Genomic DNA, 18,023 nt, shown 5'->3' with positions numbered 1-18,023 from the left:
CACTTGTATTTGCCTCGAGGTCACTTGTATTTGCCTCGAGGTCACTTGTATTTGCCTCGAGGTCACTTGTATTTGCCTCGAGGTCACTTGTATTTGCCGCTTCCTGACTTCCAAATAGAGACAATTCATCAGCATCAGATGTCCAATCAGCCAGCTGATAATAGGTTGCTGGTCCTGCGCCTCCCTTCACCAACAAGCAATGCTGATGATGCAACCTACCTAGCACCTGACTGGCCGCCAATGTATCCAGCCCGGTTACAGCACGCAGACCAGCGTTATCGACCGCACCGGTTTCCTTCGCCAGAATCAGGGCTCTGGCTTCATCATTCGTCAGTTGCAGCTGTTTGAACTGGCTAAGCCACGCCAGCTGGTCTTCACCCAACAGGTGATGCAGCAGGTATGTAGCCTGAAACTCATTGGCAATCACATGGCTGGAGAATACCGGAGCTGTCAATCCAACCTGCTGCAGCAGATTACGCATGGTACGAATCCCGGAGCCTTTCGTTTCCGCAAAACTCAGATCGTATAACACGGCAGCAATCACAGGGTTTCTCAGCTTTGAACCCATTTCACCTAACATGGCTTCTGGTTTGAGTGAATATCCTGCGTTACGGATGTCGATACGGTTACTGTAGCGCACCACCAGAATGGGCTGCTGCACCTGATAATCCCGATGCATCAGGGCGTTTACTACGGCTTCCCGAACAACCTTTTGCGGTAACAGTGGCTGATCACTGCGCTGGGTACTGCCTTCCGGTAGACGAAAGTGTTTGGGCAGATCATCCAGAATGGCGGCTTCCAGTTTGGGAATCAGACGCAGCAAGGGTTCACGCAGATCCAGTGTAGTCTGAAACCGCTGTTCCGGGTCTTCAACCCATTGAACGCCACTGCTGCGAACGTAATCAACCCGCACCGACGGCAACAAGCGGCGCAGTGCCAACGGTTTTCCCATCATTAACAAACCTGCCACATTTGGCAGCCACTCGCCGTTTTGTTTCTTGACCAGATTCAGTGCCCGCAGCATCTCTTGATCGTTAGCCTGTAACTCCTCAGCATAAGGACGCACACGCGCACGCAACTGGCGATACAGTGCAATCACATCCGGATCGAGGTCATCCCATTCGGCATCAGGCAGAATTACCTGCTCAAAACCCAAGCCACTTTTGGCCAGCAGTAAAGGTTCCAGCTCGGACTGGGTACATTCGTAATCGCCGTTCAGACCGCGCCGCCAGACACCGGTTTTGCGCTTGTTCTTGCTATCGAATTTACCCTTGAATGTACTGGGTTTGGCTGCTGGCTCCAACTCGGGCACAAAGACCAGAATCAAGGTTTTTCCTTCAAGCTGAACAGCTTCTGCAGACACCGGGATACTCTGCTCAAACTGTTCACGGCAGTTGTTTTGCAACTGCCCTAACAGCTGATCGGTATTGCTGACACCGCACACATAAAACCGGTCGTGCTGTTGGTCTGGCTCCGATACCCCCAACAGCAGGTAACCTCCACCCAGGCCAGGCTCGTTAGCAAAGGCGCAGATAGTTTGCATCACGGAACTGCCAATGTCCGAGCCGCGCTTGGCTTCAATACGCGTGCATTCATCCAGCAGTTGCAGCTGCTCCAGTAACTCTTCAGCGGTAAATTCGTTCATGTGTAATCCGTCTCCCTGTTACTGGGTTTTTACCCACCGCTTGTCCGTTAACCACTCGGCACCCGGGATTTTCCGAAAAGCAGCGAAGGGCTGACTGTCGTACCGGGTTGGTGCCCTCTACACCACCCCGATCACTCCACCGTCACGCTTTTGGCCAGGTTCCTCGGCTGGTCGACGTCGGTGCCTTTGATAATGGCCACGTGGTAGCTGAGCAGTTGCAGCGGCAGGGTGTAGACAATCGGGGCGATCAGGTCGTCGCAGGCGGGCATCGACAGTACGATCATGTTGTCGGCGGGGGTGATTTCGGTGGCTTGTCCGGCAAAGACGTAGAGTTCGCCGCCCCGGGCGCGGACTTCTTCGATGTTGGATTTGAGTTTTTCGACCAGGTCGTTATGGGGCGCTACCACCACAATGGGCATTTCGGCGTCGATCAGTGCCAACGGGCCGTGTTTGAGCTCTCCGGCGGCATAGGCTTCGGCGTGGATGTAGGAAATTTCCTTGAGTTTGAGCGCGCCTTCCATGGCAATGGGGTATTGGTCGCCACGGCCAAGGAACAGGGCGTTGTGTTTGTCGGCGAAGCGTTCGGCCAGTTGTTCGATCTGGTCGTTCATTTTCAGTGCTTGCTGGATCAGTCCTGGCAGTTGGGCCAGGGCGGTGGCGATGCGCTGCTGAATGGCATCGGCATCGGGGTGTTGTTGTGCCAGCCCGGCTGTAAGCAGTAACAATGCGGTGAGCTGGGTGGTAAAAGCTTTGGTGGAGGCAACGCCAATTTCGGCACCGGCGCGAGTCATCAGCGCCATATCGGATTCACGCACCAGCGAGGAGCCGGGTACATTGCAAATGGAGAGGGTTTTGCGAAACCCCAGTTGTTTAGCCAGTTTCAGTGCTGCCAGCGTATCTGCCGTTTCACCGCTCTGGGAGATGGTTACCAGCAAGGTGTTGGGTCTGACGACGGGCTGGCGATAGCGGAATTCGGAGGCGATTTCGACGTTGCAGCTGAGTCCGGCCAGGGCTTCGATCCAGTAGCGGGCAGTTACGCCAGCATGGTAGCTGGTGCCGCAGGCGATGATCTGGACGTTGTCGATGCCACTGAGGTCACCCAGGGCTTCAAGGTTGAGCTGGCCGTTGTGCAGGCGTCCTTCGAGGGTGTTGGCGATGGCTTGGGGCTGCTCGTGGATTTCCTTGAGCATGTAGTGGCGATATTCGCCTTTGTCGCCGGCGTCGTGTTCGACTGAGGTTTCGCGGGTCTCTCGTTCAACGGCTTCGTTGTCGATGTTGAATATCTGCACACTCTGGCGGGTGATCTCGGCCACGTCGCCTTCTTCGAGAAAGGCAAATTTGCGGGTTACTGGCAGCAGTGCGAGCTGGTCGGAGGCGACAAAGTGTTCGCCAATCCCGAAACCAATCACCAGCGGGCTGCCGGAACGGGCAACGACCATGCGGTCGGGAGTGGCGCGGTTCACGGCGACCATGCCGTAAGCGCCTTCCAGACGTTGGCGTACCTGTTTGACGGCGGCCAGCAAAGACTCTCCGGAGGTTACTGCTCGGGCGATCAGGTGGGCGATCACTTCGGTATCGGTCTGGGATTCAAAGTGGTAGCCGTCGGCTTGTAATTCCCGGCGCAGACTGGCGTGGTTTTCAATAATGCCGTTGTGAACGACGGCAATATCCCCGGAGATATGGGGATGGGCGTTGGCTTCGGAGGGTTCGCCGTGGGTGGCCCAGCGTGTATGGGCAATGCCCAGTCCTCCGGGCAAGCCGGTTGCAGCGATGGCATTGGCCAGTTCCTGCACCTTGCCCAGTCGTCGCACCCGGGTCAGTGCCGGTGCCGGTTGGGTGGCGTCGAGAATGGCGACGCCAGCAGAGTCATAGCCCCGGTATTCGAGACGACGCAAGCCTTCCAGCAATATTTCGACTACATCCCGCTGGGCTACTGCTCCGACAATGCCACACATACCATATACTCCTGAAGATAATCCGACGCGCTGAACTGGAAGGCGAAAGATTACCACACTCCGCTATATTCGCTGTGTCAGGTTCGTCTGGAATACCGGTATCCGGGCGCTGGTTCTGGTGCGTGAGGGCCACGCGAAGAAGAGGAGAAAGCATGGTGATGGTGGTTGATCGGGGAGCACCGCGCACCAGCGGCTATTCTGCCGGTGCGCGGGTTGTTATCAGTTACGGTTATTTGGCGCTGCGTTCTTTTTCGACCAGATAATCCACAACGGATGTCATTTTATCCTGGCCACCGGCAGTACTGGCAGACACAACGTATTTACCTTGTACTATCAATGCCGGTACACCGCTGATGTTGAATGAGCGGATACGTTTGTCACCCTGGCTCATGCGGGATTTGACGGCAAAGTTGTCGTACGCCTTGTCAAACTGGGCTGCGGTAATGCCGCCGTTTTTGACCAGAAAATCGCGTTGGTCGTCTTTATCCAGCAGGCGTTGTTTTTCCAGGTTGATGGCTCGGAAAATCGGCGTGTGTACCTGGTCGAGAATACCCAGCACATCGGCTACATAGAACAACTGCGCGTGTGCAACCCAGGCACGACCGAACATGGCAGGAACGCGGGTAAATTCAACATCTGCAGGCAAGGTGCTTTCCCATTTGCCCAGAAAGCTGTCCAGGTGGAAGCAGTGTGGGCAGCCATACCAGAAGGCTTCTTCCACGTGTACTTTGCCATCGGCCATAACAGGCACAGGCTCGGCCAAAACGTCGTAATGCACTCCGGCTTCGTATTCTGCCGCCAAAGTGAGTGAGCTAATCAACAGCAGGGGTACTGCTATCCATTGTTTGATCAGCGAAAGCATAGAAATCTCCAGTCAGGGTTAAAGTCGCGATTCAGATTTGCCAATTAGGTGCGATTTTGAACAAAGGTTCAACTACTGTCTGGCAAAGCAGGATATTCATTCCGCCGTTGGCGTTTTTTGCTCAGATGGCCTGCTGTGGTTCCCCAACCCAGGCGCAGAAAAAAAGCGGCCGAAGCCGCTTTTTTTCGTTAGCGTGCTTAACGCAGGCCCTGAATATAGGACGAGACCGCTTCGATTTCAGAATCGTGCAATCGGTATGAGGTAGCTCGCATCATACGGCTGTCACCGTCGTTGGTACGGGCACCGGAGCTGAAATCATGCAGCTGTTTGGAGATATAGGCTTCATGCTGACCTGACAGCATGGGGAAGGCTGCCAGTTCGATGCCCTTGCCGCTTGGGCCGTGGCACGCCATACAGGCTGGTACGCCTTTTTCTTCGATGCCGGCGCGGTAGATTTTTTCGCCCAGTTCAACCAGTTCTTCTTTGGCTCCGCCACCGCTAGGTGCCTGGGAGTTGAAGTAAGCGGCCAAGTCGGCAATGTCGTTGTCGCTCAGTCCGGCAACAAAGGCTGTCATTTCAAGCACCTGACGACGTCCATCACGAATATCCTGGAGCTGCTTGGCAAGGTACACCTTGCCCTGCCCAGCCAGTTTGGGGAATGTTGGCACCATGCTGTTACCGTCTGCCCCGTGGCAAGCAGCACAGGTAGCAGATTTTGCTTTGCCGGCATCGGCATCGCCCTGGTAGGCGGAGGCCGCTTCACCAGCTTGGGCCGCGGACATCAGTCCGGCTGAAACAATCAGGCTAATCAACAGGTTTTTCATCGTCAGATCCAGTTAGTAAGTTAATTCTTGTCGTCGCAGTCGACGTTTGTCACTGCTGCTTTATTTGGGCGTCGACATGTAAGTAATCAGCGCTTTATAGTCTTCTGCGGAACAATCCATGCAAAGTCCGCGTGGAGGCATGGCATTAAAACCGTTGGTTACGTGGCTTACCAGTGTATCCATACCTTTTTCCAATCGAGGAGCCCAGGCTGCCGCATCAAAAGCGGTAGGTGAGCCGATCATTGGCGCAACTTGTGGAGCATGGCACGCTCCACAAGAGGTATTGTATTTGGCTTCCGCATCAAATGCGTTAACGTTGGCAGACATGGCGGCAGCTGATACCGCAAGCAGGGTCAGAAGTTTGGTCATTGTGACGTTCTCTCTCATCAGTCGTTATAATATCAGGCTAATTTTTTACTCTGCTCGGCGTGCATCAGAGACTCCGCCCGGAATGTTACACCCTGTGCTAGACTGGCTGCGCCATTCAAAGGCCCAGCATTATATATCATCAAAAACCGGACGGTCATTACGTTTACCCTATGCCAAATCAGGATTCATTGACTTACACCAAGACCAACTACCTTCGTAGCGCCGCCACATTGAGCCAATGCCCTGGCGAAATCACGCGTGAAGTCGCCTTTGCAGGCCGCTCCAATGCAGGGAAATCCAGTGCACTCAACCGGCTGACAGGGCAGAAAAAACTGGCCCGAACCAGTAAAACACCCGGTCGAACCCAGCTGATCAACTATTTTCAGCTCGGTGAACTGCCGCTGGCCCTGGTTGACTTGCCAGGCTATGGCTATGCCAAGGTGCCTATTGGCGTCAAAAATGCCTGGCAAAAAGAGCTCGGCAATTATTTGCAAAAACGCGAAGCGCTGGTCGGCCTGGTACTACTAATGGATATACGTCATCCACTGACCGATTACGACCAGCGCATGCTGGAATGGGCCAATGATAACGGTATGCCTCTCCATCTGGTACTGACAAAATCCGACAAACTCAAACGAGGGGCTGCCAAAAGCACGTTGCTAAAGGTCCAGCAAGCGGTACGTGACAGCTCAACAGATGTATCCGTGCAGATGTTTTCATCGCTGAATGGCGATGGACTGGAGGAATTGAAACGGCGTCTTAACCAGTGGTTCTTGCCACCGGGCGATACGGTTGGCGCTGATCCTGAAGATGATATCGACCCGGGCATTACTGACCTGCCTGCGGCTGCCCAAAACGATTCTGATTCCGGTGATGACTGAGCATCCAGATAGCCTGGCTGCACTCGGAAACGGTTGATCGAGAACTGAGTCACATATCACTGTAAACGCAGTATGGTGGCGGCCAGCAACCGCACTATCTGTGTGCTTATGCAGTACAGTGGGACAGTTCCCCGCACGGAATACTGGAACAGGCGACTGGTTTCCAGTCTTCGGTCATTCCCCCAGAATCCGAAGTTGACCCGGTCGTGATTTCCATAACGCCCGGGTCTTTTTTACCATCTCCCAGAACCTCTGGCCGCCAGGCTGGAGCACAGCATGGAATAATCACCTCGACACAATCTGGCCATGCTGCAGCCAAACCGTACGATCTGCCAATACCTGCGCTTCAGTTTCATCATGAGTGACCAGCAACAAGGTCATTTGCAACGGCCGTCGCAGTGCATTCAAGTCACGCCAGATGGTGTGCCGATTCCCCAGATCCAGGCTTGAAAACGGCTCATCCAGCAACAGCACGCCCGGCCGCCGGGCGAGACAACGGGCCAGAGCAGCCCGTTGCCGTTCGCCACCAGACAGCTGGGCGGGATAACGGTTGTGCAAATGTTGCGCGCGGGCCAGACACAGGGCCTCTTCAATCCGCTCGGCGCGAGAACCCTGATGGTCAAACCCGAATGCCAGAGACAGCCAGACATTCTGCCGTACCGTCAGATGCGGGAACAAATGCAAATCCTGGCTCAGATACCCCAGCCGTCGGCGGTGAGGTGCCCAGCCATGTACCGCGGTATCATCAAACAAGACGCGCCCCTGATGGGCAACCAAACCGGCCACCACTTTCAGCAAGGTACTTTTTCCAGAGCCGGACGGCCCTTGGATCGCCACCGCTTCTCCATCGGCCACATTCAGGGAAACCTCATGCAGAATCCGGCTGCTGATTTTTTCAAGCGCCACGGCCGACATATTCCACCTCCTTTGGCGTATCCCTGTCCACCAGGCGGGTTGCCAAAAGCAACAGAAACGCCAGCCCCAGCAAAATCAGGGCACAGGCAACCGCCAGACCGGTTTCACCGCTGGCAATATTCAGGTACACAGCCATCGGCAGTGTTTCGGTATACATCCGTGTCGCTCCGGCCACCATCAAGGTGGCTCCAAATTCCCCCAGAGCCCGTGCCCACCCCAAGACTGCCGCAGTCACCAAGCCTCGGGCTGCCATCGGGATTTCTACCAGTAAAAATGCCCATCCGGGTGATAAGCCAAGCGTCCAGGCCATACGCGCGTAATCCTGATCCACGCTGGCAAATGCCGCTCGCGCCGTACGCACGATAATAGAAGCCGCGACGTACGTTTGCGCCAGCACAATACCGGCAGGAGAAAACAGCAGATTGATACCCGCCGCCGCCAACGCAGCTCCGACCGGGCTTTGGTAGCCCAGCAAAAACAACAAGCCGACCCCGGCAACCAGCGGCGGCGTTACCATGGGTAAATCCAGTAAGGTCTCCACCATTGCTTTGCCGGGAAATGCCTGTCGTGCCAGACAATGAGCCGCCGGTACCGCCAACAGCAATGCCAGCGCCAGCGATAATAACGAGGTTTGCAGACTCATCCCGACAGCAAACAGGGTTTCTTCCGACAGCAGCGCACTCTGCAAGTCGCCCGGTGACAAATAGCTCACCAGGGCTCCCACAACCCCAATAATTACCAGCGCCATCAGCACCAGCGGCAGTGCAAACAGCAGCCCAAGCCAGTTCATTTTGTTGCTGCCTGCGAAGCTTGCCAGGTGGATTGGATAGGTAAAAACCCGACCTTTTCAAACCCGGCAACCCCCTCTGCGGAGGTCAGAAAATCCACCAGGGCCTGGGCCTGATCCGGGTGTTGGCTGCTTTTCAGCACCCCGGCAGCAACGATTTCGGGTTGATACAAATGCTCTGGAATGGCCACCATGCGGATATGCCCAGCGTCCAGAAAGGCTTCGGTACGTCCAATGATGGCAGCGTCCACCTCCCCTTGAACCAAGTACATCGCCAGTTGCTTGACCGTCCCTGCCCGCATCACCGTGTTACGACGAATGGCGTCTCCCTGTCCGGAAGCATTCAGAATATGTTCGGCAGTGCGCCCCAGCGCCATGGCTTTCGGGTCTCCCAATGCTACTCGAAGGCCGGGCTGGGTCAGGTCATCCAGGCGCTGGACATTGGCACCTCGGCGGAGACTGACGCCAATCACCGGAGTGTGCGCCACAATGTCGTGTACCGAGAGCACCTCTCCCGCCAGTTTATCGAAGTACATTCGTGAGCCGGGGATAAACACATCTCCCTGATGGCTGAGTTGATAACGCGTCAGGATTGCGCCCGAGCCTCCGTATTCCACTCGTACCTGATCACCGCTTTGACGTTGGTACTCCTGTACCAGAGCATCGATGGCCGGTCGTAAACCGGCACCTGCGTAAACTTTCAGCTCGACGGCCCATATCCGGGCAGAACACCCCAACATCAGCATGGCAACCAGTGTCGCTGTCAGGCGGTGAGTCCATTTCGATGAAACCATACAATATTCCTACCGTTATATAATTTTATATATAACGAAGCACAAGTCAGACCAACCGGACCAGTCAATCCAAAACCATCAGAACCTCACGTCAGCAGCGCCATCCCACTTCCAACAGCCAATCTCTGCGGATGGCGGTGGCAAGGATCGGCAGGAGAGAAACCCGACATTGTCGTAGATAAGACAAAATCGCCCACAGAGAGTGAGAGGCGAGTTCAAAGGCGAGTGCACGGGATTCCATTCGGTATCGTTCGGTCGAGCCTTGGCATGACAGGTTTTCGCAGTCGATACCGTCAAGCCAGTGCAGAACGATGGCGCCTGCTGATCACCGCTCTCCTGATGACTCAGACCACAAGCGCCGTAGAACAGCGAGGCTCAGTGAGCCTCATCCCAGTTGTCACCGATCCCGGCTTCCACCAGCAGCGGTACCCGTAATTCAGCCGCGCCCTGCATTTGCTGTTTCAGGGCTTCAGCAAATACATCCGCTTCTTCTGCGCGTACTTCCAGCACCAGTTCATCGTGCACTTGCATGACCATGCGGGCATCAAACCCGGAATCCGGCAGCCAGTTGGCGACCCGAATCATGGCGCGCTTGATAATGTCGGCGGCGCTGCCCTGCATCGGCGCGTTGATCGCGGTACGTTCTGCGTGTTGACGACGCTGGCCGTTGCGGGATTTTATTTCTGGCAGGTACAGACGACGGCCAAAGATGGTTTCGACATAGCCCAGGTCTTTGGCGTGTTCACGGGTGTTGTCCATATATTCCCGCACACCGGGGTAACGTTCGAAGTAGAGGTTGACGTAATCCTGGGCTTCGCCACGGCCAATGCCCAGCTGCTTTGCCAACCCAAACGCCGACATGCCATAAATCAAACCAAAGTTGATCGCCTTGGCGCTGCGGCGCTGGTTGTCGGTGACGTCGGCTTCATCAACACCAAAGACTTCTGCCGCGGTAGCCCGGTGTACATCCCGGCCTTCGCTGAAGGCTTTCAACAAACCGTCATCACCCGACAGGTGCGCCATGATGCGCAGTTCAATCTGGGAGTAATCTGCCGCCACCAGCCGGTAGCCTGACGGCGCGATAAATGCCTGACGAATACGGCGGCCTTCCTCAGAACGAATCGGAATATTCTGTAAGTTCGGATCACTGGACGACAAGCGCCCGGTGGCAGCCACAGCCTGATGGTAGGAGGTGTGCACCCGCCCGGTCGAGCCAGCAATCATGGTGGGTAACTTGTCGGTATAGGTGCTTTTTAATTTCGCCAACCCCCGGTTTTCGAGGATGATTTTGGGCAGTTCATGGCCTTCTTCCGCCAGCTGCAGCAGCACTTCTTCCGCCGTTGACGGTGCCCCTTTCGGGGTTTTCTTTTTCACGGGCAAGCCGAGTTTCTGATACAGGATTTCACCCAGCTGCTTGGGCGACCCAAGGTTAAAGACTTGCCCCGCCACGTCGTGAGCCTGCTGCTCCAGCTGCTGCAGTTTTTGCTCCAGCTCGGCGCTTTGCTCATGCAGTTTGTCGGCATCAATCAGTGCCCCGAGGGATTCCATCGCCGTAAGGATCGGCATAACGGGCATTTCTATGTCAGTAAAAACCTTCGCCAATGCGCCCTGATTTTGCAGTTGGGGCCACAGGGTCTGATGCAGACGCAGGGTGATATCGGCATCTTCGGCGGCGTATGGCCCGGCCATATCGAGTTCAACCTGATTAAAGGTTTTTTGTTTGACGCCCTTGCCCGCCACGTCTTCAAACGAGGTGGTTTGATATTCCAGATATTTTGACGCCAGGCTGTCCATATCATGACGGGTCGCGACGGAATCCAGCACATAGCTTTCCAGCTGGGTATCGAACTGCACCCCTTGCAGGTGAATACCGTGGTTGGCCAGTACGTGGGCGTCGTACTTCATGTGTTGGCCGACTTTTTTGTGGTTGTTATCTTCCAGCAGCGGCTTGAGTTGTGCCAATACGGTGTCGCGGTCGAGCTGTTCCGGTGCGCCGTCATAATCATGTGCCAATGGTACGTAAGCAGCCTGGCCGGCTTCCACCGCAAACGAGACGCCCACAATGCGGGCGTCTTTGTAGTTAAGCGAGGTGGTTTCGGTATCGAAAGCAAACAGTTCACTGGCTTTGAGCTGCTCAACCCAGCGGTCGAGGTCGGCCTGCGTCAGCACCAGCTCGTATTCACCCGGTTCAGCACTGACGGTCGGGACATCCACTTCCGTGGCGGCGTCAGCAGCGGTTGCCAACGGCTGTTCAGCGCTGGCACTTGAGGGTCGGCTGTCAGAGCTGTTGGCTTCGGGCGGGTTACTGGATGCCTCCGATAACTCGGCGATCCAGGCTTTGAATTCCATGCTCTGATACAGCGCCAGCAAGGCATCGGTGTCGGTTGTCGTACTGTGCAGCTCTCCCAGCGATTGCGGCAGCTCGACATCACATTTGATGGTGGCCAGCTCTTTCGACAGAAAGGCCTGGTCCTTGTGTTCTTCCAGCTTTGGCGCCAGGGTTTTGGCACCACGGAAGCTGAGGGTCTTGACCTGATCCAGATTGGCGTAGATGGTTTCCAGCGAGCCTAATCCAGCCACCAGCCCGACGGCGGTTTTTTCACCAACCTTGGGCACGCCGGGAATGTTATCGACCTTGTCGCCCATCAGCGCCAGGTAGTCGATGATATGCTCTGGAGGTACGCCAAATTTTTCCTTCACCCCGTCGACATCCAGAAAGGTGCTGGTCATGGTGTTGATCAATGACACATGCGGGTCTACCAGCTGCGCCATGTCCTTGTCGCCAGTGGAAATAACCACCTGACACTGGCTGGCTTCGGCCTGGGCCGCCAACGTGCCGATAACGTCGTCGGCTTCCACACCGTCGACAATCAGCAGCGGCAGGCCCATGGCGCGGATGATGTCATGGATGGGGGCGATTTGTTCGCGCAGCTCGTCCGGCATTGGCGGGCGATTGGCTTTGTACTCCGGGTACATATCGTTACGAAAGGTTTTGCCTTTGGCATCAAACACCGCCACCATCTGGGCATCGGGATAGTCTTTTTGCAGTCGTTTGATCATGCTGATCACGCCTTTCACTGCATTGGTGTGCACACCGCGTGAATTGGTCAGCAGTGGAATGGCATGAAAGGCACGGAACAGATAGGAAGATCCGTCGATAAGAACAACAGACTTGGGCATAACAGAATTCCTGTAGACTCGGCAAAATCCGGCCGCTGGCGCTGGGGTTCACGTCCGGGTCGGCATACAATAAGGAAGAATTGAAATTGAAAGGCATCCTAACATGAAGACCCCGACTCGTCTGAACCTCCGTCGTGCCACCGTGGTGCTGGGTGTTACTCTGGCTTCAGCGCTGTTTTCGAGCGTTGGCTTTGCGGCCGACCCAAGTGGAGAGTCTGTTACCATCCGTAATGATGGCGACAAAACCTTTTATGAGTTCCGGGTCAATGGCGAACTGGTTGAAATCAAGGTCGAGCCCAAAGTAGGCAAGCCGTATTACCTGGTACCAGAATCTCAAGGGGATAACTTTGTCCGCAAAGACAATCCCGATATCGTCGTACCCAAATGGGTTATCTTCCGCTGGTGATATAATCACGTTATGTCTGTCTATACACCCGTCCCACAATCCACTCTGGCCGTCTGGCTCGAACAATTCGAGCTCGGCTCGCTGCTGTCTTTGCGCGGCATCGCCGGAGGTATTGAAAATACCAATTACTTTGTCACTACCACGGCCGGCGAGTTTGTGCTGACGTTGTTTGAGCACCATGCTGCCGATGAAGTCGAGCAATTTGTTGCGCTGGCCAATCATCTTGGCCGCGCCAATGCTGCCGGGCAATCGTCATCGTTACCCGTGCCCGCACCCATCGCCAATCGTGATGGCCAGTGGCTGTTTTCCCTGGAACACAAACCGGCAATTCTGTGTCCGCGTCTGGCGGGCGAGCATGTCGAACACCCAACCGCCAGTCATGCCCGCCAGGCCGCCGCCGGACTGGCACAATTGCATCTGGCGGCAGCAGACCTTGATGTCCAGCGCCCCAACAGTCGCAGTCTCGACTGGTGGACCTATATGGCGGGCACACTGACCCATGTCCTGAATGAAGCCGATATGGCCCTGTTGCGAGATGAGATCCAGCAGCAGCAACAGATCCGGGGAGACTGGCTGGCGTTACCCCATGGCTGGATTCACGGTGATCTGTTCCACGATAACGTGTTGTTTGAAAATACCGCTGCTGGCCCGAAACTGGGGGCCATTCTGGATTTGTATAACGCTTGTCAGGACGCCTGGATTTTTGACCTTGCCATTGCTGCCAACGACTGGTGTTGCGACAGCCATGGTAACTGGCAGTACGACTTGCTGGAGGCCTTGCTGGAGGGTTATCAGTCGGTACGACCGTTCACTGAAGCCGAACAGGCGCTTTGGCCAATGGCCTTGCGTGGCGCGGCATTGAGATTCTGGCTCAGCCGGATATTGACCCAACAGCTGCAGTCAGCCCAGCTGACCGCCGCCGACGGGCAAATGGCGATCAGCAAGGATCCGGCGGAATACCGCGACAAACTGTGCCGCAGACGCCAGGCCGCCCAGCCCGCCGCTTAATACGACGGGCCGTGGAGCCCGGCTTGCTGCGGGTCAGTCCAGTCGGCGAGCCGCACGATGCAGCTCGTCGAGCTCGGCCACCAGCCGGGGCTGGTCGATCATGCCCTGTACGCCATACCAGAGCACCGCAAAATAGTGCTCTTGCAGCAAGGCCCGTTGCCAATCCTTCCCCATGACATCAATGCCAAACAGAGCGCACCACTGCTGTTGCTGCTCTGCTTTCATGTTGGCTGATACTGCCAACCCGGCGATATCCCAGCAAGGATGGCCCACCGCGGCATATTCCCAATCGATCAGAATCCAGCGTCCCTGATGCAAGCGCCAGTTAAGCGGGTTCGGGTCCATATGACACAGCGCCCGTTCTGGACCTGGCGCCTCGGCCAGCAAGTGCTGCAACGGTAATCGCTGCTGGCTCCAGTCTCCGGGCCAGCGAACTTCAATGGCACGCCAGTAGTGCTCGGCCTTGACCGCCACATGCAGCTCAGGCAAATCTGGACCGAAGGGCAAGGTATGAAGCCGGGTCAGTTGTTGCGCCAGTATGGTCATCAGTTCAGTGCTGATGCTACCGCGCATACACTCCGACAGCTCCGGGCCATCGGCCCGGTCGACGATCCAGTAACTGTCATCGGCACTGCGGTAACGTATCCGGGGTGCCAGACCAGCCTGGGCGGCCCGCTGTTGAATGCGGTATTCGGTTTCACGACATATATCCAGCGACTGGCTGTTGGCTGCACTGAGCCGTACCACGTATTCGCCAGAATCCAGTGTCAGTGCCCAGCTACGATTGGTCAGGCCGCCGGTCATCAACACCATGTCATCCACACCAGGGGCGTGATCACACAGGTCCCAGTTCTGCCATTCCGCCAGAATATGCTGACACTGAGCGTCGTGTGGCGGCTCAGTGCAGGGGAGAAACAGCCAGCTCAAACTTGCTGCCAATCGGGTGCATCCCGATGGTTGTGCCGCACACTCTGGTCACGATAATCCTTATGCCAGACAAACCAGCCGATGGCAGCCAGCACCACATAAATAGCCATCAGGGTGGCGGTCAGATACAACTCACGGTCGATATACAGATAAATCGCCACGGCATCGATCACAATCCAGTAAAGCCAGTTTTCCAGCACTTTACGAGTCACCATCCAGGTAGTGATCACCGCGCCCCAGGTGGTAAAGGAATCCAGATAGGGCATGACCGCGCTGGTATTACTGTGTAACAAGGCACCACTCACCAATGTCAGCCCAGCAATGGCCGCCAGTGTCAGCATATGCTGTGTCAGGTTCCAGCGCTGGATTGGCAGTTCTTCGGTGGTTTCATCCGCAGCGGAATGCTGCCAGGCCCACCAGCCATAGAGGGCCATCAGCAGATAATAGACATTCAGCGCCGATTCCATCAGCAAGCTGACATCCCAGAACAACCAGCTGAAAATAGCAGTACTGCCAAAGGCCGCATACCAGCACCAGTTACTCTGACGCATGGCCAGTACCAGATAAGCAAGCCCCAGCACCACGGCAATGACCTCGGGGAGGCTTTGGGCAGCCAGAGCAGCTGTCATCTGGCTCACTATGTTATCCATCGGATTGGATTACCTCGGAGTTGTCTCGCACAACCAGAGCAGCGCCTTATGGGCGTTACAGGGTCGTGGCGATGATTTGGTGTCTGTGGTTCTGGTCTTGGTCGTGCTGGTCGTGATGGTTCAGCGGCTCTGGTCGTGGTGTCAGTACAGCGGTTGATCACCGCCACCGAGGCATCCAATCCTGTTCCCACAACACCCCTTAAACCTGGCCCTCAAACCCAACCCCCAAGCCTAGCCGTGTGGCTTGAGCGCAGGGTCCAGATTCACACCCGGGATCATCTTATAGACAAAAATGGCTTTGCCATAGGTTTCGAACGAGTGTTTCATTTCTGCGGCAATGGTATTCATGACCAGATCGTAGTCACCAAACACCTGGGTGCACATGGTGTTGCACACCACGGTCAGTCCTTCGGTCCCTTGCAGACGCTCGATAAAGTCTTTGATCGCGGGGATATATTTGTCTGCCAATGGGTATGCGCTGATATCAACGGAAAGTTCCATACGGTACTCCTGAGATTAGGATGGAATTACGGGAATAAAGCACAGGCCAGTCAGCAGTGACTGGCCTGAATAAACAACCGGTCAGAAATAGTATTTGCCTTCCACGCCAACCAGTCGCGGGTCGCCATACTGTACCCAGCGCTCGTTGGTGTAGCCGTCACGGGGGTCATTACCAAAGTGGAAACCACGGACTTCCTGCTCGACATCGGTCAGGTTACGGCCGTACACGGCCAGCTGGTAATTGCTACCATCATACGCCACCCGGGCATGCCACATGACATAGGCGGTGGATTCTTCATAATGACTGTCGGAAAAGTAGAAGCTGTCTTTGGCTTCGTTTTCCAGTACCAACGTCAGGCCGTTGCCAACCGCATAAGCCAGACTGTTGGCAAAGCTGTACGTCGGCGACTGAGCCTGCTCACGACCGTTCATGCTGAAGGTGCCATCGGCGGTTTCGTACTGATAGTCGATAAACTTGGTTTGTAACCAGCCACCACTGAAAGTCCAGTTCAGCTGTTCACTGAGTGCCCAGTCGGTTTCCAGTTCCAGACCGTAGTTAACCCCTTCGGCGGCGTTGGCCAGATAGTCCTGGAAGCTGATACCGCTGTTATCTTCGTTTTGTACCGCCAACGAACTTTTGACTTGCTGGTCTTTACGCTGAATATAAAAGGCCGCTACACGAGTGCGTAAGGTGTCGTCGAGCAGGCTGGATTTTAATCCGGCTTCCAGCGCATTATTAAACTCGGTATCGAAAGTGCGATGGTCTTCGCTGATGTCTTGGTCGGTATTCACCCCACCGGCTTTATAACCACGCGCCAATGACGCATAAGCCAGCTGGTTGCTATTAAGCAGGTATTCCAGCGCCACTTTACCGCCCCACAAGCTTTCAGTGCGGTCATTGTTAATGGCGTTACTGTCGTCATAGTCGGTGTTCCACTGTTCACTGCGCACACCCGTCGTTACCACCAGGTCGTCACTGGCTTGAACGGACAATTCACCGTAGACCGCCGTGGAAGCGGTGTTGAGGTCACTGAAAAAGGTCTCCGTATTCCAGGTATAGAAGCGGGTCATATCTTCTGAGCGGGTCATACGATATACACCCACAACCCAGTCGGTCGAACCGGAGAACAATTGTCCTGCTTCGGTAGAGGTCAAGCGCACGTCCAGTTCACGGCGGCGGTGGTCGCGCAGATACTGGTCAGTAGAGCTATACCCTCCTTGATTGGCCAAACAAGTGCCCGGCGTTACACAGATGTTGTCGGTGGTGCCATCGTATTCGCCATAAGCCCAATCTTCGTCGTAGCTGTATTCGGTGTTGCCGTTGCTGCCAGAGGCATGCACGCGCAGATCAAACGCCTCGGCCATTTCCGATGTCCAGGTCAGGGCGGCGGCATGGGTATTCTGCCGATCAACACCCGGATTATCGGAATAGGTGGTGCGGTTATTATCGAGAGAAAAGGCATCAAAGCCGTTATCCACATCGATATACAACCAGGTCAGTGCCAGGGTATTACGCTCATCCAGCGCCAGATTGCCTTTCAGACGTACCAGCTGTTCATCGATATTGTTGGTGTCATCACGATCGAGGTAAGCGTTGTGAATATACCCATCCGAGCTGTTCTGATGAGCCGACAAGCGCATATTCAGTCCCGGGCCGACTTCCCCCGACACCACGGCACCGAGGGCTTTGGTGTTGTAGTTACCCAGTTTGCCCGACACCATGCCTTCAAACTGTTCTGTTGGATCATTACTTTCGATATTGATCATACCGGCCAGGGCATTGGCACCAAAACGGGTGCCTTGTGGGCCGCGCAAGACCTCGACCTGCTGCACATCAAACAAACCTGCACCACCGCCCAGCCCGGTCATGTCGATGCCATCAACCCGCAAACCCACCGATGGGTTGACCGGGTCCACATACTGGCTGCGTTCACCAATACCGCGAATCTGGAAAAAACGCCCCCGGGAAGCACCGGAAGTAAAGTTGACGTTGGGAGCCAGCGCCAGCAGGCTTTCGAGATGATCCGCCGAGCGCTGTTCAATAGCAGCCGCACCAACAACGGTCGTTGCTTCCGGAATGGACTGGACATCGGTCTGGCGAAAATCCGCCGTCACGACCACTTCTTCCATGGCAGACTGGTCGGCATACGTTGGCAGGGTGAATACAGCCGCGGATACGGCCAGGAATAAAGGTGTCTTGCGACATATCATTGGGTCTGTCCTCTTAAATAATTCAAAAAGGAGACCCGGTTTGATGTACAGGATAACGCGTAGGTCGCTAATCCATTTAGCAACAAAAAGACTGTCGATATGCCAGGA

The 18,023-nt window shown here is 55.4% G+C and carries 16 protein-coding genes; 3 read left to right on the top strand and 13 right to left on the bottom strand.

Features of this window, described 5'->3' with window-relative positions:
- The 5 genes from Q8W24_RS04545 to Q8W24_RS04525 form a co-directional block, all read right to left on the bottom strand.
- The coding region (locus Q8W24_RS04545; protein ID WP_305474531.1) for an RNA-binding domain-containing protein at nt 1-1,645 on the bottom strand (1,645 nt) is incomplete at its 3' end.
- A 131-nt stretch (nt 1,646-1,776) separates the two neighbouring features.
- Nucleotides 1,777-3,600, bottom strand: a complete 1,824-nt coding sequence (glmS, locus tag Q8W24_RS04540) for a glutamine--fructose-6-phosphate transaminase (isomerizing) (RefSeq protein ID WP_305413458.1) — start codon at nt 3,598-3,600, stop codon at nt 1,777-1,779.
- Between the two features lie 229 nt (nt 3,601-3,829).
- The gene (locus tag Q8W24_RS04535) at nt 3,830-4,462 is read right to left on the bottom strand and encodes a thiol:disulfide interchange protein DsbA/DsbL (RefSeq protein ID WP_303431082.1); all 633 of its coding nucleotides are present in this window, start codon (nt 4,460-4,462) and stop codon (nt 3,830-3,832) included.
- Between the two features lie 197 nt (nt 4,463-4,659).
- Complete coding sequence (locus tag Q8W24_RS04530) at nt 4,660-5,286, bottom strand: cytochrome c (protein WP_303431083.1); 627 nt, start codon at nt 5,284-5,286, stop codon at nt 4,660-4,662.
- A gap of 60 nt (nt 5,287-5,346) precedes the next feature.
- On the bottom strand, nt 5,347-5,655 hold the full coding sequence (locus Q8W24_RS04525) for a cytochrome c5 family protein (RefSeq protein WP_303431084.1): 309 nt from the start codon (nt 5,653-5,655) through the stop codon (nt 5,347-5,349).
- Nucleotides 5,656-5,825: 170 nt separating this feature from the next.
- Between Q8W24_RS04525 and yihA the strand changes: the two genes are divergently transcribed.
- Nucleotides 5,826-6,536: a ribosome biogenesis GTP-binding protein YihA/YsxC gene (gene yihA, locus Q8W24_RS04520; protein WP_305474529.1), complete on the top strand. Its 711-nt coding sequence runs from the start codon at nt 5,826-5,828 to the stop codon at nt 6,534-6,536.
- A 285-nt stretch (nt 6,537-6,821) separates the two neighbouring features.
- On the opposite strand, the gene Q8W24_RS04515 is transcribed toward yihA, so the two are convergent.
- The 4 genes from Q8W24_RS04515 to polA all read right to left on the bottom strand — a co-directional run bounded on the left by Q8W24_RS04515 (nt 6,822) and on the right by polA (nt 12,212).
- A complete protein-coding gene (locus Q8W24_RS04515) occupies nt 6,822-7,451 on the bottom strand; it encodes an ABC transporter ATP-binding protein (protein WP_305474527.1) in 630 nt (209 codons plus the stop codon).
- The gene (locus Q8W24_RS04510) at nt 7,432-8,241 is read right to left on the bottom strand and encodes an ABC transporter permease (protein WP_303431087.1); all 810 of its coding nucleotides are present in this window, start codon (nt 8,239-8,241) and stop codon (nt 7,432-7,434) included. Before Q8W24_RS04510 ends, Q8W24_RS04515 begins: the two co-directional genes overlap by 20 nt.
- A complete protein-coding gene (gene modA / locus Q8W24_RS04505) occupies nt 8,238-9,032 on the bottom strand; it encodes a molybdate ABC transporter substrate-binding protein (RefSeq protein WP_305474526.1) in 795 nt (264 codons plus the stop codon). Before modA ends, Q8W24_RS04510 begins: the two co-directional genes overlap by 4 nt.
- Before the next feature lie 375 nt (nt 9,033-9,407).
- Entirely contained in the window at nt 9,408-12,212 is a 2,805-nt protein-coding gene (polA, locus tag Q8W24_RS04500) for a DNA polymerase I (RefSeq protein ID WP_305474525.1), read from the bottom strand.
- Between the two features lie 103 nt (nt 12,213-12,315).
- Here polA and Q8W24_RS04495 point away from each other — a divergent pair, with 103 nt between their 5' ends.
- Together Q8W24_RS04495 and Q8W24_RS04490 are read left to right on the top strand one after the other, a co-directional pair.
- Nucleotides 12,316-12,618, top strand: a complete 303-nt coding sequence (locus Q8W24_RS04495) for a DUF2782 domain-containing protein (protein WP_305413470.1) — start codon at nt 12,316-12,318, stop codon at nt 12,616-12,618.
- A gap of 12 nt (nt 12,619-12,630) precedes the next feature.
- Nucleotides 12,631-13,626, top strand: a complete 996-nt coding sequence (locus tag Q8W24_RS04490) for a homoserine kinase (protein WP_305413472.1) — start codon at nt 12,631-12,633, stop codon at nt 13,624-13,626.
- 33 nt (nt 13,627-13,659) lie between these two features.
- Here Q8W24_RS04490 and Q8W24_RS04485 read toward each other — a convergent pair whose 3' ends face one another.
- The 4 genes from Q8W24_RS04485 to Q8W24_RS04470 form a co-directional block, all read right to left on the bottom strand.
- Nucleotides 13,660-14,565 carry a phosphotransferase gene (locus Q8W24_RS04485; RefSeq protein ID WP_305451504.1) on the bottom strand — a complete coding sequence of 302 codons (906 nt, stop codon included), beginning with the start codon at nt 14,563-14,565 and terminating at the stop codon, nt 13,660-13,662.
- Complete coding sequence (gene pnuC / locus Q8W24_RS04480; protein ID WP_303431388.1) at nt 14,550-15,182, bottom strand: nicotinamide riboside transporter PnuC; 633 nt, start codon at nt 15,180-15,182, stop codon at nt 14,550-14,552. The genes Q8W24_RS04485 and pnuC overlap by 16 nt, the downstream gene beginning before the upstream one ends.
- A gap of 252 nt (nt 15,183-15,434) precedes the next feature.
- A complete protein-coding gene (locus tag Q8W24_RS04475) occupies nt 15,435-15,704 on the bottom strand; it encodes a hypothetical protein (protein ID WP_303431094.1) in 270 nt (89 codons plus the stop codon).
- A gap of 81 nt (nt 15,705-15,785) precedes the next feature.
- Nucleotides 15,786-17,915: a TonB-dependent receptor gene (locus tag Q8W24_RS04470; protein ID WP_305474523.1), complete on the bottom strand. Its 2,130-nt coding sequence runs from the start codon at nt 17,913-17,915 to the stop codon at nt 15,786-15,788.
- Between the last annotated feature and the right edge of the window lie 108 nt (nt 17,916-18,023).

This window comes from Oceanobacter sp. 4_MG-2023 (assembly GCF_030689165.1).
Classification (GTDB): Bacteria; Pseudomonadota; Gammaproteobacteria; order Pseudomonadales; family Oceanobacteraceae; genus Oceanobacter.
The sequence above is the reverse complement of the archived record's forward strand: the minus strand, read 5'-3'. Positions and strand labels throughout refer to the sequence as shown.